General features: G+C 64.2%; 20 protein-coding genes. 6 read left to right on the top strand and 14 right to left on the bottom strand.

Going from position 1 to position 18,277, the window contains the following annotated elements:
* The first annotated feature begins 8 nt into the window (after positions 1-8).
* Positions 9-875 carry a flagellar biosynthetic protein FliR gene (gene fliR, locus JAB4_RS23620; protein WP_070220135.1) on the top strand — a complete coding sequence of 289 codons (867 nt, stop codon included), beginning with the start codon at positions 9-11 and terminating at the stop codon, positions 873-875.
* On the opposite strand, the gene JAB4_RS23625 is transcribed toward fliR, so the two are convergent.
* Positions 876-1,529: a LysE/ArgO family amino acid transporter gene (locus JAB4_RS23625; RefSeq protein WP_070220137.1), complete on the bottom strand. Its 654-nt coding sequence runs from the start codon at positions 1,527-1,529 to the stop codon at positions 876-878. It lies immediately after the preceding gene.
* Positions 1,530-1,602: 73 nt separating this feature from the next.
* Here JAB4_RS23625 and JAB4_RS23630 point away from each other — a divergent pair, with 73 nt between their 5' ends.
* Complete coding sequence (locus tag JAB4_RS23630) at positions 1,603-2,505, top strand: LysR family transcriptional regulator ArgP (protein ID WP_070220139.1); 903 nt, start codon at positions 1,603-1,605, stop codon at positions 2,503-2,505.
* A gap of 9 nt (positions 2,506-2,514) precedes the next feature.
* Here the strand turns inward: JAB4_RS23630 and JAB4_RS23635 are convergent, their stop codons facing one another.
* The 13 genes from JAB4_RS23635 to flgB all read right to left on the bottom strand — a co-directional run bounded on the left by JAB4_RS23635 (position 2,515) and on the right by flgB (position 15,374).
* Entirely contained in the window at positions 2,515-3,774 is a 1,260-nt protein-coding gene (locus JAB4_RS23635) for an MFS transporter (protein ID WP_070220141.1), read from the bottom strand.
* Positions 3,775-3,822: 48 nt separating this feature from the next.
* Positions 3,823-4,266 (bottom strand): MarR family transcriptional regulator, encoded by a 444-nt coding sequence (locus JAB4_RS23640; protein WP_070220143.1) that lies wholly within the window; start codon positions 4,264-4,266, stop codon positions 3,823-3,825.
* A gap of 168 nt (positions 4,267-4,434) precedes the next feature.
* Complete coding sequence (gene flgL, locus JAB4_RS23645; RefSeq protein WP_070220145.1) at positions 4,435-5,676, bottom strand: flagellar hook-associated protein FlgL; 1,242 nt, start codon at positions 5,674-5,676, stop codon at positions 4,435-4,437.
* Positions 5,677-5,727: 51 nt separating this feature from the next.
* On the bottom strand, positions 5,728-7,695 hold the full coding sequence (gene flgK / locus JAB4_RS23650) for a flagellar hook-associated protein FlgK (protein WP_070220147.1): 1,968 nt from the start codon (positions 7,693-7,695) through the stop codon (positions 5,728-5,730).
* An 88-nt stretch (positions 7,696-7,783) separates the two neighbouring features.
* The gene (gene flgJ, locus JAB4_RS23655) at positions 7,784-8,710 is read right to left on the bottom strand and encodes a flagellar assembly peptidoglycan hydrolase FlgJ (protein WP_070220149.1); all 927 of its coding nucleotides are present in this window, start codon (positions 8,708-8,710) and stop codon (positions 7,784-7,786) included.
* Between the two features lie 10 nt (positions 8,711-8,720).
* On the bottom strand, positions 8,721-9,836 hold the full coding sequence (locus JAB4_RS23660; RefSeq protein ID WP_070220151.1) for a flagellar basal body P-ring protein FlgI: 1,116 nt from the start codon (positions 9,834-9,836) through the stop codon (positions 8,721-8,723).
* Positions 9,837-9,838: 2 nt separating this feature from the next.
* Positions 9,839-10,489: a flagellar basal body L-ring protein FlgH gene (locus tag JAB4_RS23665; protein WP_070220153.1), complete on the bottom strand. Its 651-nt coding sequence runs from the start codon at positions 10,487-10,489 to the stop codon at positions 9,839-9,841.
* Between the two features lie 50 nt (positions 10,490-10,539).
* A complete protein-coding gene (gene flgG / locus JAB4_RS23670; RefSeq protein WP_070220155.1) occupies positions 10,540-11,322 on the bottom strand; it encodes a flagellar basal-body rod protein FlgG in 783 nt (260 codons plus the stop codon).
* 60 nt (positions 11,323-11,382) lie between these two features.
* Positions 11,383-12,126, bottom strand: coding sequence for a flagellar basal body rod protein FlgF (locus JAB4_RS23675; protein WP_034787153.1), 744 nt, complete (start codon positions 12,124-12,126; stop codon positions 11,383-11,385).
* A 75-nt stretch (positions 12,127-12,201) separates the two neighbouring features.
* Complete coding sequence (locus JAB4_RS23680) at positions 12,202-13,749, bottom strand: flagellar hook protein FlgE (RefSeq protein ID WP_070220157.1); 1,548 nt, start codon at positions 13,747-13,749, stop codon at positions 12,202-12,204.
* A gap of 54 nt (positions 13,750-13,803) precedes the next feature.
* Entirely contained in the window at positions 13,804-14,502 is a 699-nt protein-coding gene (locus tag JAB4_RS23685) for a flagellar hook assembly protein FlgD (protein WP_070220159.1), read from the bottom strand.
* Between the two features lie 15 nt (positions 14,503-14,517).
* Positions 14,518-14,919, bottom strand: a complete 402-nt coding sequence (gene flgC / locus JAB4_RS23690; protein WP_034754081.1) for a flagellar basal body rod protein FlgC — start codon at positions 14,917-14,919, stop codon at positions 14,518-14,520.
* 2 nt (positions 14,920-14,921) lie between these two features.
* On the bottom strand, positions 14,922-15,374 hold the full coding sequence (gene flgB, locus JAB4_RS23695; protein WP_070220161.1) for a flagellar basal body rod protein FlgB: 453 nt from the start codon (positions 15,372-15,374) through the stop codon (positions 14,922-14,924).
* A gap of 190 nt (positions 15,375-15,564) precedes the next feature.
* On the opposite strand from flgB, the gene flgA reads away from it, so the two are divergent.
* The 4 genes from flgA (at position 15,565) to JAB4_RS23715 (ending at position 18,148) form a co-directional block, all read left to right on the top strand.
* Positions 15,565-16,260, top strand: a complete 696-nt coding sequence (flgA, locus tag JAB4_RS23700; protein WP_070220163.1) for a flagellar basal body P-ring formation chaperone FlgA — start codon at positions 15,565-15,567, stop codon at positions 16,258-16,260.
* 111 nt (positions 16,261-16,371) lie between these two features.
* The gene (gene flgM, locus JAB4_RS23705) at positions 16,372-16,680 is read left to right on the top strand and encodes a flagellar biosynthesis anti-sigma factor FlgM (protein ID WP_034754089.1); all 309 of its coding nucleotides are present in this window, start codon (positions 16,372-16,374) and stop codon (positions 16,678-16,680) included.
* 8 nt (positions 16,681-16,688) lie between these two features.
* The gene (locus JAB4_RS23710) at positions 16,689-17,156 is read left to right on the top strand and encodes a flagellar protein FlgN (protein ID WP_070220165.1); all 468 of its coding nucleotides are present in this window, start codon (positions 16,689-16,691) and stop codon (positions 17,154-17,156) included.
* A 428-nt stretch (positions 17,157-17,584) separates the two neighbouring features.
* Positions 17,585-18,148: an FxDxF family PEP-CTERM protein gene (locus JAB4_RS23715; protein ID WP_070220166.1), complete on the top strand. Its 564-nt coding sequence runs from the start codon at positions 17,585-17,587 to the stop codon at positions 18,146-18,148.
* Positions 18,149-18,277 lie beyond the last annotated feature (129 nt).

Consider the following 18,277-nt stretch of genomic DNA (forward strand, 5'->3'; position numbering starts at 1 on the left):
TTGTTGCCATGCTGACCCTGTCGAGCATCGAACTGAACACGTGGATCGCAGCACTGCTGTGGCCGCTTAGCCGCATCCTCGGCTTGATCGCGGCCGCCCCCCTGTTCGGCAACGCGGCCGTGCCGGCCACCGTCAAGGTGACCCTGGGCGCCCTGCTGGCCATGATCATCGCCCCCACCGTGCCGGCCTTGCCTGCCATCAACCCGATGTCCCTGGCCGGCCTGCTGATCCTCACGCAAGAGATGCTGGTCGGGCTGGCCATGGGTTTTTCCATCCGCATCGTGTTTTCCGCCATTGAAATGGCCGGTGAACTCAGCAGTCTGACCATGGGCCTGGGCTTCGCCTCGTTCTTCGATCCGCAAACCAAGGGCAGGTCGTCCGCCATCAGCCAGTTCCTCGTCATGCTGGCCACCTTGATGTTTTTGACCGTCAACGGCCATCTGGTCTTGCTGGCGGCGCTGGCGGAAAGCTTCGTCAGCCTGCCGATTTCATCGAGTCCCATCAGCGGCGGCGGTTTCCAGCAATTGGCGGCCTGGGGCGGAGAAATCTTCCGTTCCGGCCTGCAAATTTCGCTGCCCATCATCGCCGCCCTGCTGCTGACCAACGTGGCGCTGGGCATCTTGACGCGGGCCGCGCCGCAGCTGAACATTTTCGGTATCGGTTTCCCCGTCACCCTGGGCGTGGGCTTGCTGGTGATCGGCATGGTCCTGCCCTATCTGGCCACGCCGTTCCAGAACATGTTCCTGCGCGGCATAGAAACGGCACGGCTGCTGCCGCGCGGCTTTGCCACGCGCGACCGGCCACCGCCGCCGGCGCCGCCGCATCCCTTGCGCCCGGCACTGCCTGCGCCTGCGCCGCTGCCGCCCGCGCGCTGATCAAGGCTGCCAGCCCAGCGCGTGGCGCAACAGCAGCGCCGACAATACGAACATGGTCACGCCGATCAAGCCATCGAGCACTTGCCAGGCCCGGGGCCGCGCAAACCACGGCGCCAGCCAGCGCGCGCCATAGCCGAGCGAGGCAAACCACAGCAGGCTGGCCGCGCTGGCGCCGGCGATGAAGCAGCCACGCAGCGCGCCCGGTTGCTGGGCGCCGATGCTTCCCACCAGCAAGACCGTATCTAGATAGACATGGGGATTGAGCAAGGTAAATGCGGCCGCCTGGGCCAGGATGGCGCCCAGCGCCAGCCCGGCACCGCCTTCGGCCGCGCGCAGCTGCTGCGGCCGGCGCGCGCGCCGCAGCGCTTGCCAACCGTAGACGGCCAGGAAAACGGCGCCGCCCAATGCCAGCGCGCTGGCCAGCAAGGGGCGCTGCCCCAGCGCATGGGCCATGCCCAGGACGCCGGCGGCAATCAGGGCCGCGTCGGCCAGCGAGCAAAACAGCACGATGGCGCCCACATGTTCGCGGCGCAAGCCTTGCCGCAAGACAAAGGCATTTTGCGAGCCGATGGCAACGATGAGTCCCAGGCCCAGGGTCAAGCCCTGGAGAAAGACGGAAAAAACGAGTGGGGTGGTGGCGGTCGACAGTGTCATGCAGCGATCTTGCCAGCCGCACGCAATGAAGGCAAACTACCTTTACTGCAGTAAGTTAAGGAAAACTTCATTCATGCTCGATTATGCCGCCCTCGCCGCCCTGGCCGCCGTCCTCCGCGAAGGCAGTTTCGAGCGCGCCGCGCGCGCCTTGCACGTGACGCCATCGGCCATTTCGCAGCGCATCCGCCTGCTGGAAGAGCGCGTCGGCTGCGCGCTGGTGATACGCGACCAGCCCTGCCGCGCCACGGAAACGGGCCGGCGCCTGTGCCAGCACGTGGACCAGGTGCAGCTGCTCGAACAGGATTTGCAGGGCACCTTGCCGGCGCTGGCGCAGACAGCACTGGGCGTGTCGCGCGCCAGCGTGCCCGTCGCCGTGAATGCCGACAGCCTGGCCACCTGGCTGACGCCCGCCATCGCCGCCTTTGCGGCCGGGCACCCGGTGCTGCTGCAAGTGGCCGTCGACGACCAGGATCATACGGCCGAATGGCTGCGCAGCGGCGCCGTGCTGGCCGCCGTCAGCGCCACGGCCCGGCCCGCATCGGGCTGCAACAGCCGCCCGCTGGGCGCCATGCGCTACCTGGCCGCCGCCAGTCCCGCCTTCGTGCAGCGCTATTTTGCCCACGGCGTCGGCGCCGCCAGCCTGGCGCTGGCACCCAGCCTCGTCTTCAATGCCAAGGACGAACTGCAGGCGCGCTGGGTGCGGCGCCTGTGCCACCGGCACGTGGAGCTGCCGCGCCATGCCCTGCCTTCGTCGCATGCCTTCGTCACGGCCGCCCTGGCCGGCATGGGCTGGGGCTTGCACCCGCAGGCGCTGATCCAGCCGCATCTTGACAATGGCAGCCTGGTCGAACTGCTGCCGGATACCCCGCTCGATATCGCCCTGTACTGGCATACGGCGCGCGCCGCCTCCGGCCTGCTCGACGGCTTGAGCGCAGCCATCGTGGCCGCCGCCCGCACGGCCCTGCTGCCGCCCTGACGGGCCGCCTCAATGCTGGTCGCTGCTGAATGCGAAGCGCCGGCGCCGCAGGTCGACGTTCAGGCGCAACTGGTGATGTTTGACCAGGTAGCGCACGCCGACGACGGCGGCCGCCAGGCCCGACAGGGCGGCGATGCCCAGCGCCCAGCGCGGGCCGAAGGTGTCGGCCACCCAGCCCACGATGGGCGCGCCCAGCGGCGTGCCGCCTGCCGAGATCGCCAAAAGGATGGCCATCACGCGGCCCCGCATGGCGGGCGCCGTCGACAGTTGCACGCTGCTGTTGACGCTGGTGGTAAACGTTTGCGCGGCGATGCCGATGACCACCAGCATCATGCCGAACAGCCAGTAATTGGGCATCACGGCGGCCAGCGCGCAGGCCAGCCCGAACAGCGCGGCCGCCCCCAGCAGCAGGGCCAGCGTCGGCTGGCCGCGCCCCGCCGCCAGCAGGGCGCCGGCCACGGAGCCGCATGCCATCACGGAGCTGAGCACGCCATACTGGCCGGCGCCCGCATGGAAGGCCGTCACGGACATGGTCGAGAGGAAAATCGGGAAGTTCAGGCCGAAGGTGCCGATCAGAAACAGCATCAGCAGGATGGCCATCAGGTCGGGCCGCTGGCGCACGTAGCGGAAACCCTCGCCGAGGCTGGCGCGCGTGGCCTTGACGCGCGGCGCATGGCGCAGCAGTTCTACGCGCAGCAGCAACAGCGAACCGATCACGGCGGCAAAACTGACGGCGTTGATGATGAAGACCCAGCCGCTGCCGACGCTGCTGATCAGCAAGCCGGCGACGGCAGGACCCAGCATGCGCGCCGCATTGAACGAGGTGGAGTTAAGCGCCACGGCGTTCGTCAGATCTTCCTCGCCGACGATTTCAGCCACGAAAGTCTGGCGCACGGGCGAATCGAAGGCCGTCACGCAGCCCAGCAGGAAAGCAAACACATACACGTGCCACAGTTGTACCAGACCGCTGATGCACAACATCCCGAGTCCCAGCGCCAGCAAGCCCATGGCCGCCTGCGTGCACAGCAGCAGTTTCCTGCGGTCGAGCAGGTCGGCCGCCATGCCCGTCAGGGGCAGCAACAGCAGCTGCGGGCCGAATTGCAAGGCCATGACGATGCCGACGGCGCTGGCATTGTGCTGCGTCAATTCGCTCAGCACCAGCCAATCCTGCGCCGTGCGCTGCATCCACGTGCCGATATTCGACACGAGGGCGCCGCCGGCCCAGATACGGTAATTGGGAATGCGTAGCGAACGGAATGTGTTGTTCATCTGGGCGTGCGGGCTCCTTGCCGGGGTCGTGGTGAAAAATTCAGCGGATCACTCCGCCAAGCGTTTGAGTAAGGCCACCGCCTTGTCGAGCTCGGTGACTTCGGCCGGCGTGAGCCGGGTTTCGATGGTGCGCGCCAGCCAGTCTTCGCGTGCGGCGCGGCTCGCCGCGATCCAGGCGCGGCAGCTGTCCGTCAGGGTCAATAGCGTCTGCCGGCCATCGAGCGGATCGGGCGAACCCGTCACCATCCGCGCTTGCGTCAAGGCTTGCACGGTGGCGGCCATGGACTGGGGGCGCATGCCTTCGGCGCGCGCCAGGCTGCTGACGGTGGCGGGGCCGTCGCGCTCGAGACGGCTGAGCACGGACGCCTGCGACATGCTGACGTCTCCCAGGTGCGCCTCTTCGCGCAGGCGGCGGCGCAATTTGCCGACCAGGATGCGCAATTCGCCGGCCAGTTGCAGAACTTGTTCGTGGTCTTCTTGCGCGGTGGTCATGGTGGCCGTGTGGTGTATCAACGGACTCCACTATAACAGATATGCAGTTAGACTGCACAGTTTGCCTGCATATATTGCCAGAACAGCCAGATTCCGCGCGCAAAAAAGCCGGGGCGGGAGATGCACTCCCAGCCCCGGCTTGCCGGCCCATCCCGCGATGCCGGTGCGTCAGCTGATGTAATTGAACAGCGACAAGCCCGAGATCGAAGTGAACGATTTTTGCGCCGCCTGCAGGGTCACTTGCTGCTGGCTGAAGGTGGAAATGGCTTTCACCATGTCCAGGTCTTGCAGGTCCGACAAGGTGGTGGCGTACTGGATGTCGAGATCGTCGCCGGCGCTGTCGAGGTAATCGAGTTCCTTCATGCGGGAACCGACATCGGCGCGCACGGACAGCACATTGTCATAGGCCGTGTCGAGGATGTTGTGCGCGGCGTTCAAGCCGTTCGTCAGGCGCGCCTGGCCCGCATCGCCGCTGCCAGGCTGGCGCAGCACGCCGATCAGGTTTTTCACGGTGGTAAACAACGATTCCTTGGCGCTCGGCTCCAGGGTAAAGCTGTCCAGGTCGGCCGGCTTGCCCGTGATGTTCACTTGCTGGCCGTCGAAGGTGATGGCGTCGCCCGCCTTGTAGGGGATGGGCACGGCAGGATTGGGCACCGTCTGGCCCAGGGTGGCGTCGGTGACGGTATAGGTGGTGACGGCGTCCGTTCCCGTGCCCGTGACCTTGAAGTCGATCGAATACTTGTGCCCCGTCAATGCCGACGGGTCCGTCACCGTGCCGCCCGAAATCACGCCCGAGCCGCCGCGCGTGAAGTTGGCGGTAGCGGCGGCCGTCGTGAACTTGCCGTTGCCCGTCAGGTTGTTTTCAAACACGGTGGCGCCGGAATCGCTGGTGGCCAGGTAGCGCGCCGAACCCACCTGCAATTCGCGCTGTCCCTGGTCGCCCACATAGCTGGCGCCCGTCGGCGTCTGGCTGAATGGCTGGGTCGTGGATTTGTAGCCGGAAAACAGGTAGCCGCCCGCGCCGTCGGCCGTATTCGCGATGCCCAGCAAGTCGGTCAGCCGGCCTTCCAGCTCTCTCGCCAGCGTATCGCGGTCGACATCCTTCAGGGAAGGGTTACCGGCCTTGAGCACCAGGTCCTTCACGTCGGCGATCAGCGAGGTGGTGCTGGCCAGCGCCAGCTCTTCCTGCGACAGGAAGTTCTTCGCATTCGAACGGTTCGTCACGAACTGGGTGTTGATCGATTGCGACTGCGTCACTTCCAGCGCGCGCGCCGAGGCGATCGGATCGTCGGCCGGCGTCAGGTTGCGGCGGTTCGACGACAGCTGCATCTGCGTACGGTTCAAGGCGCCCTGCAGATTGTTCAGCTGCGAGCTGCCCTGGTCATAAATCATTCGTGTGCTGATGCGCATGATGCTGCCCTTCCAGAAAGCCGCCGCGCGCTATGTCGCGGCAAAAATTGATTAACGTCCCAGGCCGATGACGACGTCGAACAGGGTGCTGGCGATCTGCATGACCTTGCCGCACGCCTGGTAGGACTGCTGGTAACGCAGCAGGTTGGCCGCCTCTTCATCGAGGTTGACGCCGGAAACGGCCTGCTGCTGGGTGCTGACCTGCTGCAGCAAGGCCAGGCTGGCCAGGCCGCTCACCTGCACTTCGCGCGTCTTGTTGCCCACGAAGCTGACGGTTTGCGCATACGAACCCTGGAACGTGGCATTGCCGCCATCGAGGATATTCTTCGTCTGCAAGCCCGCCAGCAGCGCGGCATTGCGGTTGTCGCCCACGCCGCCCGTATTGGGCTTGATGACGAAGGTATCGCCCTGCGCCGGCGTGCCCGTCATGCTGACATTGATGCCGCCAAAGCTGAAGTTGTCGCCTTCCGTGTAGGGGATGTTCGCCGTGCCGGCCGGATAGGTCGTGGTCGCGCCATTCAAGCCCTTGACCGTCACCGCCTGGCCCGCCGGGAAACCCGTCAGCGAGGTGGTCGCCTTGTCATACGTCAAGGTCAGGGGACCGGTCAGGGCATTGCCCGGCGTCAGGTAGGCCTTGTCGACGGAGCCGGCGCTGAGCTTGCCGGAACCCGTATTGGCCACCGGCGCCGAGGTGGCGATCGGCGCGGCGGCCGCGATCTTGTTGCGGTCGGTGATCAGCACGTTCAAGCCGGCCGCGCCATTCGCCGTCGGCTTGATGACGTAGTTGTCGCCTTGGGCGGCCGTGCCCGAGATCGAGAAATCGACGCCGTCGATGGTTTGCGGCCCCGTTTGCGGATACGGATTGATGATGGTGTGCGTGCCGTCGGATTCGCGCGTTACCACATAGTTGCTGCCGTCGTATTTCAGGCTGTAATCGCTGGCCGTCAGCTTGGTCGGGTCGCTGACCTTGGCCGACAGCACCGTGGTGCTGCTGGCGTTGTTGCCGCGGTCGGCACCGATCACGGGGTCGGGTATCTTGAAAAAGTCGCCGCCCATGGCGCCATTCAAGTCCTGGCCCAGCTTGTGCTGGTCGTTGAAGGTGCTGGCCAGCGCGATGGCGACCTTGCCCAGCGAGTTCTGGACATTGTCCAGCGTACCGCTGCGAAATTCCAGCAAGCCGCCCAGCGAACCGCCGGTCAGGGAACTGTCCGGCAGCACGGTGACGGTGCTGCCCGTGACATAGCCCACCTCGATGCGGTTCGGGTCCGTCCGCGAAGGCGTGGCCGCCAGTTCGAAGCTGCGGTCCGCCACCACCAGGGGCTGGCCGGCGCCGATGGAAATGGTGACGGTATTGTTGGCGGCGGGCTGCACCGTCGCCTTCACATATTTGTTCAATTCCGTGATCAGCTGGTCGCGCTGGTCCAGCAGATCGTTGGGCTGGTTGCTGGCATCGACCGACAACTGGGAAATCGACTTGTTCAGCTCGGCGAGCTGCTTGGCATAGGTATTGATCACCGTCACATTCGACGTGATCTGCGAATTGACGCCGTCACCGATCTCCGTCAGGCGCGCGCTCAGACCCTGAAAGCGCGAAGCGAGCGAGCCGGCGCTCGACAGCAGCGCCTGGCGCGACGCGACCGACGAGGGATTCGAGCTGAAATCCTGCACGCCCTTGAAGAAATCCTGCATGGCGGGCGACAGACCGGCCGTGGGATCGGCCAGCAGATTGTCGATCTGGCTGATCTGCGTGTAATACGTGTCGAGCGCACTGGTCGCGCTTTGCGCGGAATTGACCTGAGTGGCCATGAAGCTGTCGTACTGGCGCTTGATCTGCGACACTTCCGTGCCCGTGCCGACAAAGCCATAGCCGGCATAGTTGGACTGCGACGTCTGCTGCAGCACCACCTGGCGGCTGTAGCCGGCCACGTTGGCGTTGGTGATGTTATGCCCGGTCGTCGACAGGCCCACCTGCGCTGCAAGCAAACCGCTCTTACCGATGCTGAGTAGATTCGAAGTCATGGTGTCTTATTGGTTACCGTCAAATGTATTTACGGCAGCCGCGGCGAAAACTTGAAGCGCGCGGCTTGCGCAGGGGACAGGCGGGGAATTAGCCGACCAGCGAATTTTTAATAATTTTTGTCAATTTGGCAGCGTAATTCGGGTCCGTCGCGTAGCCGGCCTTTTGCAAGCCCTGGGCAAACGTGCTGGCGTCGCCCGCGCTGGCCAGCACTTTTTCGTAGCGCTTGTTGTTGGTAATCAACTGCGCATAATCCTTGAAGCTGTCCGCGTAGCTGTCGTAGGCGCGGAATTTTTCCACCTTGCGCTGCGCCTTGCCATTTACATATTCCGTGGTGACGGCTTCCGTGACCTTGCCCTTCCAGTCGCTCGACGCCTTGATGCCGAACAGGTTGTGGCTGCTGCTGCCGTCGCGGCTGATGATTTCGCGCTTGCCCCAGCCCGTTTCCAGCGCCGCCTGGCCCAGCATGAACTTGGCCGGGATGCCGGTGGCGCGGCTCGCCTCTTCCGCATGCACGCCCAGCTTTTCCTGGAAGGCGCGCACGTGCGGCGCCTGCGTGGCGTTGGCCTTGTCGCTCAGGGTCTTGCCGGTGCCGGCGGCGCTGCCTGCACCCTCGGTCAGCGCGCCCTGCTGCTGGCGGAACGCGGCCAGGGCCTGCGCCATGCTCGACGAACGGGGCGACGGCGCTTCGGCGCCGTCGGCGGCCAGCGCCTGGTTCGACGACGACAATTGACGGATCAGCACGTCCGCCAGGCCCGTGCCCCGCTTGGCCAGGTTCTGGCTCGTCTGCTGGTCCAGCATCGAGGTGTACATCTTGCTCTGCTGGCTATCCATGATGCCGTCCTGCGGCGTGGCCTCGCGCATGCTTTTCATCATCATGTTGATGAACATGGCTTCGAATTGCGTGGCCGCCTCTTTCAGGGCGGCGGGGTCCTTCGCCTTGGCGGACTGGCGCAAGCCATCCATGCCCTTGACGTCATAGGCGGCGGTATTGCTGAGGTCGGTTTGGCTGATCATGGCGTGTCCATCAAATGATTTCGAGTTCGGCGCGCAGCGAACCTGCCGCCTTCATCGCCTGCAGGATGGCCAGCAAGTCTTGCGGCGAGGCGCCAATGGCATTCAAGGCCTTGACCACGTCGGACAGCGAAGCGCCGCCCTTGACCAGCATCACCTTGCCCGGTTCCTTCTTGATATCGATCTGCGCCGTCTGCGTGACCACCGTGCGTCCGCCCGACAGCGGCGCCGGCTGGCTCACCTGCGGCTCGACATTGATGGTGACGGACAGGTTGCCATGCGAAATGGCGCACGTTTCCAGCGTCACGGACTGGTTCATCACGACGGAACCGGTGCGCGCATTCATGATGACCTTGGCCGCCAGGCGGGCCGGATTGACTTCGATGCTTTCCAGCTGGCCCAGGAAGGACACGCGCTGGTCGCTGCCGCCCGGCGACTGCACCTGGATCACGCGCCCGTCCAGCGCGGCGGCCGTGCCGGCGCCGTAGCGGCTGTTGATGGCGTCGACCACGCGGCTGGCCGTGGCGAAATCGGTGGCGTTCAATTCCAGGCGTATCGTGTTGTTGGCGCCCAGCACCGAAGGCACGGTACGCTCGACCGTGGCGCCGCCCGAAATGCGGCCCACGCTCAGGTGATTGATGACGACGGAGCTGCCGGCCGCCTGCGCGCCCACGCCGCCCACCAGCACGTTGCCCTGCGCCATGCCGTACACCTGGCCGTCGGCGCCCTTCAATGGCGTCATCAATAAAGTGCCGCCGCGCAAACTTTTCGCATTGCCCATCGACGAGACCGTCACGTCGAGCAGCTGGCCCGGCTGGGCAAACGCGGGCAAGGCCGTCGTCACCATCACGGCGGCCACGTTTTTCAGCTGCAAACTGGTGCCTTGCGGCAAGTTAATGCCCTGCTGCTGCAGCATCGCCGCCACGCTCTGGATGGTGAATGGCGTTTGCGTGGTCTGGTCGCCGCTGCCGTCGAGGCCGACGACGAGGCCATAGCCCATCAGCTGATTCTGGCGCACGCCGGCGATGCTGGCCAGGTCCTTGATGCGCTCGGCCTGCGCCACGGGCGCCAGCAGGGAGATGGCCAGGCCGAAAACAGCGGCAAAGCGGGGGAAAGTAAAAGTGGCCATGATCAGAACGGCAGCAGGCTGAGGAAGAAGCGCGACGCCATCGAGGCCATTTCGGCGCGGTCGATCTGACTGTTGGTACGGTATTCGACGCGCGCGTCGGCCACCTGGGTCGATGGCACGACGTTGCCCGTGCCGATGGTATCGGGATTGACCATGCCCGAGAAGCGGATGAATTCCGTGCCCTTGTTCATGGCGATCTGTTTCTCGCCGGCCACGATCAGATTACCGTTCGGCAGCACTTCAATCACCGTCACGCCGATCGTGCCGGAAAAGGTATTGCTGGCGGACTGGTTGTCGCCGTCCGCAAACTTGGTGGCGCCATTCGCCGAGACGGTGCCGCCCAGACGGCCCTGCAGCATGCCTGGCGTGGAAAAGCCCACGCTGCCCGACTTGTTGCCGGAACTGGCGCCCGCCTTGACGGCATTCGTGCGCTCGGTGATGGCGATCGTCATGGTGTCGCCCACGTGGCGCGCGCGGCGGTCTTCGAAGGCGGGACGATAAGTCGACGGCTGGTAGATGGAGCCGTTACTGACGACCACGGGTTCGGGCATCGGCGCGCGCGTGGTGGTCGGGTACTGCACGATCGAGGTGGGCGTGATGGCGCAGCCGGACAGCAGGACTGCGGACAACAGGGCGATGATGGGGTATTGCATGACGAACCTCCGCTGCCATCCGGCGGCGGATGGCATGACGACTATGAAAATTAAAGTTGCGACAATTTCTGCAGCATTTGATCGGACGTGGTGATGGCCTTGCTGTTGATCTCGTAAGCGCGCTGCGTCTGGATCATGTTGACCATTTCCTCGGCCACGTTGACGTTCGACGTTTCGATATAGCCCTGCATCAGCACGCCGGCGCCGTTGGTGCCCGGGGTGTTGGTCTGCGCCACGCCGGAGGCGCCCGTTTCCATGTACAGGTTTTCGCCCTTCGATTCCAGGCCGGCCGGATTGACGAAGGTGGTCAGCTGCAGCGAGCCGATTTGCGATGGCGCAACAGTGTCGGGCAAGGTGACGGAGACGGTGCCGTCGCGCGCCACGGTCAGGCTCAGCGCATTGGTCGGCACGGTGATGGCGGGCTGGATGACGAAACCTTCGGAAGTGACGAGCTGGCCGTTGGCATCGGTCTGGAAGGAGCCGTCACGCGTGTAGGCGGTGGCGCCGTCCGGCAGCAGCACCTGGAAAAAGCCCGTGCCGTTGACCATCACATCGCGTGAATTGCCCGACGCCTGGGGATTGCCCTGCGTATGGATGCGTTCGGTAGCCACGGTGCGTACGCCCGTGCCGATCTGCAGGCCCGATGGCAGTTGGGTCTGCTGCGACGATTGCGCGCCCGGCTGGCGCACATTTTGATACAGCAAGTCTTCAAACACGGCGCGCGACTTCTTGAAGCCCGTGGTGCTGACGTTGGCCAGGTTATTGGCGATCACGTCCATCTGCGTCTGCTGCGCTTCCAGGCCGGTCTTGGCAATCCAAAGGGAACGAATCATGATTTTTCTCCAATAACAGCGCTAGACTATTTCTATGCGACCATTATGCGGGCGCCCCCATCAATTCAAAGCGAGGATCTGGGTGGCTTTCGCCGCGTTATTCTCGGCATTCTTCAACAAGCTCATTTGCGTTTCGAACTGGCGCGCCAGGGCGATCATGCTGACCATGGAGTCGACGGGGCTGACATTGCTGCCTTCCAGGGCACCGGTGGTCAGCTTGACGGCCTGGTCGGCCTGCGCCACCGTGCCATCCTTCAGACGGAACAGGCCGTCGTCGCCGCGCACCAGTTGCTGCTCGGGCGGGTTGACCAGCTTGATGCGTCCCAGCACCGTCGACGGGCCTGGCGGCACGTCCGTGGATATCGTGCCCACCGTACCGTCGCTGGCGATGGCCACCGTCACGCCGGGCGGAATGGCCATGGGGCCCGTATCGCCCTGCACCATCAGGCCCGACTGCGTCTGCAGCATGCCGTTTTCATTGAGCTTCAGGGCGCCGTTGCGCGTGTAGGCTTCGGAACCATCGGCCGACTGCACCGCGATCCAGCCGCCGTTTTCCACGGCCACGTCGAGCGCGCGGCCCGTGTGCTGCATCGGGCCTTGCGTGAAGTCGGAACCGACCGTCGAATCGACGACGAAGGCGCGCGTCGGCATCATGCCGTCGGCCACCACGGGCACGGCGCGGAACGAGTCGAGCTGAGCGCGGAAACCCGTGCTGGTGGCGTTCGCCAGGTTGTTCGCCGTGGTCGCCTGCTTGTCCAGGATGTGCTTGGCGCCGGAGCCGGCGGTGTAGATGAGACGGTCCATTTTTTATTTCTCCTGTTGCCTTCAACCCAAGGCAGAAAGCTGGGGTCAGACCCGGCGGGTCTGACCCCGATACTATTAACGCAGGTTGACGAGTGTTTGCATGACGGAATCCTGCGTCTTGATGGTCTGCGCATTCGCCTGGTAGGCGCGCTGGGCCGTGATCATGTTGACCAGTTCCGCCGTCAGGTCCACGTTCGACACTTCCACGGCCGAGGCGCGCAAGTCGCCCAGGCCGCCCGAGCTCGGCTCGCCCGTCATCGGGCTGCCTGAAGTCGAGCTTTCCGCCCAGGCATTGTTGCCCAGCGGCTCAAGGCCATTCGGATTGGAAAACTTGGTCAGCACCACCTGGCCCAGGTCGCGCGTCTTGCCATTGTTGTACTGGCCCTGGATCACGCCATCGGAACCCACGACGAAACGATCCAGCTGGCCAGCCGCATAGCCATCGGCCACGGTGCGCTTTTCGCTGGTGGACGAACTGAGCTGGGTCGAATTGGTGAAGTCGACCTTGATCGCCAGATTCGCGTTCGCGCCCGTGGCGGGGAAGACGGGCAGGTTGACCGTCACCGGCAGGGTTTGCGGCGGCGTCAGGGCCAGCATGGCGGCCTTGTCCAGGCTGCCGACGCTGTTGAACACCAGCGACGCCGACTTCACGGCGGGCACTTCCGTCACCGCGGAGATCCTGCTGTCGATCTGGTCCGGCGTGAGGCTGGAATTGACGCCGTTGGGCACGGCGCTGCCATAGGTGGCGCTGATGGCGGCCAGCTGGGCCGGGCTGGCGCCGGCCGCGGCGGCGGCAGTGCGTATGGCGACACCGGCTGCATTGCCATAGGCAACGGCGGCGGCCGTGATATTGGCGGGCACCAGCGGCACGGCCGTGACGGCGGCCTGATAGGCGGCGCGCGCGGCCAGCGAGGCGGCATCGGTTTGCGCCGCGGCGACCACTTTCGCGCTGGTGATTTCCTTGCCGTCAGTGGCCGTGTAGACATCCCAGGTATTGGTGCCCGTCTTGACGTAGAAATTGGACATGGTGTGGGAGTTGCCCAGCGAATCGTAGACGGGCACGGGGAATTGCTTGGTCCACGACTTTTGCTCGCCCACGGTGAACGGCACCACGGTCGGCATGGCCGAATTGGAATCGAGGTTGACCTGGGTATCGACCTTGGTGGTCGCCTGCGGCGCCATGTCGGACGGGTCGATCTGCAGCGGCACGGTGGCGCCGGCCAGGATCTTGCCGTTCACATCGGCCGGATAGCCCGTCAGCTGGGCTTTCTGGGCATTGACGATGAAACCGTTCTTGTCGACCTGGAACTGGCCGTTGCGCGAGTACTGGATGGCGCCGTTCACGCTGGTGCGGAAGAAACCGCCGCCGTTGATGGCGATGTCGAGCGGATTGGACGAACTTTCCAGGTTACCCTGGTTGAACAACTGCGCCACCTGCGACACGGACACGCCGATACCGGGCTGGTTGCCGCCCACGCCATACAGCGAGTTGGCATAGATGTCGGCGAACTGCGCCTGCGATTGCTTGAAACCCACGGTGGCCGAGTTGGCGATGTTGTTACCGATGACGTCCAGCGATTTGGCGGCGCCGTTCAAGCCGCTCAGGCCTTGTTGGAAAGACATTGTGTTCTCCTGGTAGAAAATAGGGGTAGAGGGTCTACGCTACAAATGAGCGGCTTACAAAATCTGTTTCACATCGGCCATGGTGATACTGCCCACGCCCGGCACATTCAACTTCACGCCGCCGGCGCCCGTCGACACGCTGGCGACCGAACCGAACATCAGCGCCGCCGCATCGGTCAGCTTGGCGCCGCCCCGCTTGGCTTCCACCGAGAACGTATAGGCGCCGTCAGGCAGCACGATGTTCTTGCCGTCCTTGTCGAGCTCTGCCGTGGAGCCGTTCCAGCCCAGCGGCAAGGTACCCGCGTCCTGCGGGCCCAGGTCGATGGAATGGACTTCCTTGCCCGTACTGTTGTAGATGGTGACCTTGACGCTGTCGGCCGGCGTCGCCAGGTCCACGCCCAGCAGGGCCGCGCTCTTGCTCAGGTTAATGCTCTTGCCTGCAGTCAAGACGCCGTGGCCGATGATATTGGCCGCCTGCATGGATTCGGCTTGCTGGTAGCTGGTCTTGAGCGTTTCCAGCGTGGTATTGAGCTTGTTGACGCCCGTCACCGTGGACAGCTGGGCCAACTGGCTGGTCAGCTGCGCATTGTCCAGCGGGTTCATCGGATCCTGGTTTTGCAGCTGGGTCACCAGCAGGGTCAGGAATTTGTTCGTTTCTTCCTCGACGCTGCCCTTCGCGGCCGTCGTCTTCTTCGGATTCATCGTCGCCATCAGGTCGGTGGTGACGGTTTTGCTCGTATCGATGGTTGCCATAATGGTCAGTCAGCCTTATTGGCCGATGGTGAGGGTTTTCAGGAGCAGCGACTTGGCCGCGTTCATGGTTTCCACGTTGGTCTGGTACGAGCGCGAGGCCGACAGCATGTTGACCATCTCGTCGACCGTATTCACGTTGGGCATGGTGACGTAGCCCTTCTCGTCGGCCAGCGGATTCTTCGGGTCGTAGACCAGCTTCATTGGCGACGGATCTTCGATCACCTTCTGCACCTTGACGGCCGTGGCGCCGTTGGCCATGGGCACGGCTTCGAACACCACCTGCTTGGCGCGGTAGGCTTCGCCCGTGGCGCTGGTGGCGCTGTCGGCATTGGCCAGGTTGCTGGCCACCGTGTTCAGGCGCTGCGCCTGGGCGCTCATGGCCGAACCGGAAACATTGAAAATATTAAATAGCGACATGATTATTGTCCTCCCTGGATGGCCGTCAGCATGCCCTTGATCTGCGAGTTGAGGAACGTTACGGCCGCCTCGTAGCGGATGGCGTTATCGGCAAAGGCATTGCGCTCGAGGTCCATGTCGACCGTGTTGCCATCGACGGCGCCCTGGGCCGGCGCGCGGTACAGCAGCGGCGTGCCGTCGGCCAGGGTCTCGACCTTGCCGCCCGTGCTGCCACCCACGGCGGCGGCGACGCCCTTGCCCGGCATATGCTGCGGCGCCGTGCCCTTCAGGGCCGGCTGCACGCCATCCTTGCGCGCCATCGCTCCCTTCAGCGCGCTGGCGAAATCGACGTCGCGCGCCTTGTAGTTGGGCGTGTCGGCATTGGCGATATTCGAGGCGAGCAATTCCTGGCGCGTCGAGCGCAGGCTCAGCGCCGTCTCGTTGAAGCGCATGTAATCGTCGAGTTTCCCTATCATGTCAGGCTTCGGAAAGATCTGCCACTGGCGCCTGAGATGGCGGAAGGATGGCGGTATAGTGATGACAGGAAACATAGTACGGCGCCCGCCGGCAAGACCATCGCCGGATCAGACCGTACTTTTACCCCTTAATCGTCGCTTCAAACGGGGCGGCGCGCACTATCATGGCACTATTCCAGAGGCCTATACCATGAAAACACCGCTTGCTTTCTTCTTCGCTCTTGCCGCCCTGCCACTGCTGGCGCAGGCGCAAAACGCCGGCCGGCAGACGCCGGAAGCGCTGCGCAACAGCGTGGAACAATTCCTGCAAGTGCAAAGCAACGGCTTGCCGGGCAAGGTGACGGTCACCGTCGGCGCCGTCGATCCGCGCCTGAACCTGGCCGCCTGCCCCGCGCCGCAAGCCTTCATGGCGCCAGGCGCGCGCGCCTGGGGCAAGACGACCGTGGGCGTGCGCTGCACGGCCCCCTCCAACTGGACCATCTATCTGCAGGCGAACGTGGCCGTCGTGGGCGACTATGTGGCCAGCGCCGTGCCGCTGGCGCAAGGGCAAGCCATCGATGCCAGCCAGCTGGTGACGATGCAGGGCGACCTGGCAGCATTGCCGGCAGGCATCGCCACAGACATGGCCCAGGTCGTGGGCGCCAGCACGAATATTTCCTTGCCGCCAGGCACGCCGATGCGCCTCGACACCCTGCGCCGCAAGCCGGTGGTGATGCAGGGCCAGCTGGTGCGCGTCGTTTCCAGCGGCAACGGTTTCCAAGTGGCATCAGAAGGACGCGCCATCGGCAGCGCCGGCGACGGTCAGACGGTACAGGTGCGCACGCAGAGCGGCCAGCAGATCAGCGGCGTGGCGCGGGCTGGCGGCATGGTGGAGGTCGCCTTTTAAACTCGGATGGACAGCGATATTGTGGTCTGGCGCACTAAAGTTTCGGCAGAAGGTGCCGATAAAGACACATATCCCGGAGTTTTTTGACTTCGACCAGACGAGGATCACGCTGTGAAAATTACCGATAACACCATTAAAAGCAATCCCGGCCTGCCGGTGGCGCCCGCGAATACCTCGGGCGCCCGGAATGCCGAGAAAGCCCAGGCAACACCGACAACGTCGGACAATGTACGCCTGTCGCCGCAAGGACAGGCATTAGCGGCCAGTGCAACTGCCGGCAGCGGCGCCGTGTTCGACACGAAGAAAGTCGAACGCATCAAGCTGGCGATCGCCGACGGCCAGTTCCAGGTCAACTCTGAAAAAGTGGCGGACGGTCTCCTCGACACGGTCAAGGACTTGCTGCACTCACGAAATAGATAGGTTACCTCATGCAATCAGTGACTCCGTTTTCCAGCCTGCGCGACGAGCAACAGCTCATGACCACATTGCTGGCATTGATGAAAGAAGAACAGCGGCATCTGGTTGCGGCTGACATCGATGCAATCACGGAGCTCACGGCCCGCAAGACGGCGCTCGTCGGACAATTGAGCCAGCTGGCGGCGCAACGCCACCAGGCGCTGGCGGCGGCGGGCTTCACGGCCGCCGAAGCGGGCATGGAAGACTGGCTGGTCAGCACCAGCGACGCCGAGGCGGCGCCCCTGTGGAAAGCCCTGCTCGAGACGACGCGCGAAGCGAAGGAGCAGAACCGGCTGAACAGCCTGCTGGTCAACAAACACATGCTGCACACGCAAGGCGCCCTGAACGCCATGCGTCCCACTGCCCAAAGCGGCAATTTCTACGGTCCCAGCGGCCAACCGATGGCAAACACGGCCAGCCGGCGCGTCGTCATCGGCTAAGCGCCTCCCGTCTTCCCCCAGCGCAGGCAACAGCAGCGACAGGCACAGCAATAAGCCATTGTTGCCCGCCTGACGCCGTCCCGAACAGCGGCCCCATATCACGACCATCCTGCACATCACCGCCGCGCCGCCTCCTCCAGGGAGGCTGCGGCGGAGCCGGCATGCCCGCATTCCCGCCACAACGCCGCACGCAGAAACAACAGCGCCCCCCCTTCACGCCCACACATTTGAGCACGCTCAAACTTGAGGGGAATGATGACTATATGCTAATCCCTAGCATACGCCGCACCAATACATGGTGGGACTTTCCTCGCCGACACGAACATCATTCCCGCAGGCATAGCTAATCCATTGCACGCGTCCGGCTTGCGCTTTTGCGCTGCGCCATGACGCACACCACTTCAACTGCAAGTACACAGGAGCATGATATGAACTCTCTCTCAGTAACCAAGGCTGGCGCGGCGCTGCTGCTCGGCTGCACCCTGCTGGCGCCAGCCGCGCAGGCCGAGACGCAAGCCGTGTTCTACAACCATCTCGTATCGACGGCCGTGGTGGCCACGCCGCTGCTGGCGCAAGACACCTTGTTCGTCGACACCTTCACGACGGAGCGCGGCTCGCTGCTGCAAACGACCACGTTTACGGTCGGCAGCGGCGTGCAATCGTTCACGGGCAACGCCGCCTGGCTGGTCACGGGTGCCAGTGAATTCGGTCCCCGCCTGACCGGGGTCAACATCGACTTGTTCGACTCCAGCAACAACCTGGTGCAATCGGATACGTTCACGGGCGTACTGGGCAGCTTCGCCCATTCCACCTTCAACGGCCTGCTGGGACCTGGCACCTATACCCTGGTAGCAAGCGGCCTCGGCGTGCGTGATTCCGTGCTGGACATTTCCATCACCACGGCCGTGCCCGAACCGGAAACCTACGGCATGCTGCTGGCAGGACTGGGTCTGATCGGGTATAGCGTACGGCGCCGCAAGACGGCTGCCTGACCCGCACCCGGCGCCTGCAAGCACTGCCGTAGCTGGCAGACCTGGCGCCGGTGCGGCGACGCCATGCACGGACTGGCCTATGCACGGACTGGCTTATGCACGGGCCAGCCTGTGCAGGGGCCACCCTGC

It is taken from the genome of Janthinobacterium sp. HH102, assembly GCF_001758625.2.
Lineage (GTDB): Bacteria > Pseudomonadota > Gammaproteobacteria > Burkholderiales > Burkholderiaceae_D > Janthinobacterium.

Coding starts and splice junctions, on each gene's coding strand:
- fliR (WP_070220135.1), top strand. CDS start 9: ATGCTGACCCTGTCGAGCATCGAACTGAACACGTGGATCGCAGCACTG.
- JAB4_RS23625 (WP_070220137.1), bottom strand. CDS start 1,529: ATGACACTGTCGACCGCCACCACCCCACTCGTTTTTTCCGTCTTTCTC.
- JAB4_RS23630 (WP_070220139.1), top strand. CDS start 1,603: ATGCTCGATTATGCCGCCCTCGCCGCCCTGGCCGCCGTCCTCCGCGAA.
- JAB4_RS23635 (WP_070220141.1), bottom strand. CDS start 3,774: ATGAACAACACATTCCGTTCGCTACGCATTCCCAATTACCGTATCTGG.
- JAB4_RS23640 (WP_070220143.1), bottom strand. CDS start 4,266: ATGACCACCGCGCAAGAAGACCACGAACAAGTTCTGCAACTGGCCGGC.
- flgL (WP_070220145.1), bottom strand. CDS start 5,676: ATGCGCATCAGCACACGAATGATTTATGACCAGGGCAGCTCGCAGCTG.
- flgK (WP_070220147.1), bottom strand. CDS start 7,695: ATGACTTCGAATCTACTCAGCATCGGTAAGAGCGGTTTGCTTGCAGCG.
- flgJ (WP_070220149.1), bottom strand. CDS start 8,710: ATGATCAGCCAAACCGACCTCAGCAATACCGCCGCCTATGACGTCAAG.
- JAB4_RS23660 (WP_070220151.1), bottom strand. CDS start 9,836: ATGGCCACTTTTACTTTCCCCCGCTTTGCCGCTGTTTTCGGCCTGGCC.
- JAB4_RS23665 (WP_070220153.1), bottom strand. CDS start 10,489: ATGCAATACCCCATCATCGCCCTGTTGTCCGCAGTCCTGCTGTCCGGC.
- flgG (WP_070220155.1), bottom strand. CDS start 11,322: ATGATTCGTTCCCTTTGGATTGCCAAGACCGGCCTGGAAGCGCAGCAG.
- JAB4_RS23675 (WP_034787153.1), bottom strand. CDS start 12,126: ATGGACCGTCTCATCTACACCGCCGGCTCCGGCGCCAAGCACATCCTG.
- JAB4_RS23680 (WP_070220157.1), bottom strand. CDS start 13,749: ATGTCTTTCCAACAAGGCCTGAGCGGCTTGAACGGCGCCGCCAAATCG.
- JAB4_RS23685 (WP_070220159.1), bottom strand. CDS start 14,502: ATGGCAACCATCGATACGAGCAAAACCGTCACCACCGACCTGATGGCG.
- flgC (WP_034754081.1), bottom strand. CDS start 14,919: ATGTCGCTATTTAATATTTTCAATGTTTCCGGTTCGGCCATGAGCGCC.
- flgB (WP_070220161.1), bottom strand. CDS start 15,374: ATGATAGGGAAACTCGACGATTACATGCGCTTCAACGAGACGGCGCTG.
- flgA (WP_070220163.1), top strand. CDS start 15,565: ATGAAAACACCGCTTGCTTTCTTCTTCGCTCTTGCCGCCCTGCCACTG.
- JAB4_RS23710 (WP_070220165.1), top strand. CDS start 16,689: ATGCAATCAGTGACTCCGTTTTCCAGCCTGCGCGACGAGCAACAGCTC.
- JAB4_RS23715 (WP_070220166.1), top strand. CDS start 17,585: ATGAACTCTCTCTCAGTAACCAAGGCTGGCGCGGCGCTGCTGCTCGGC.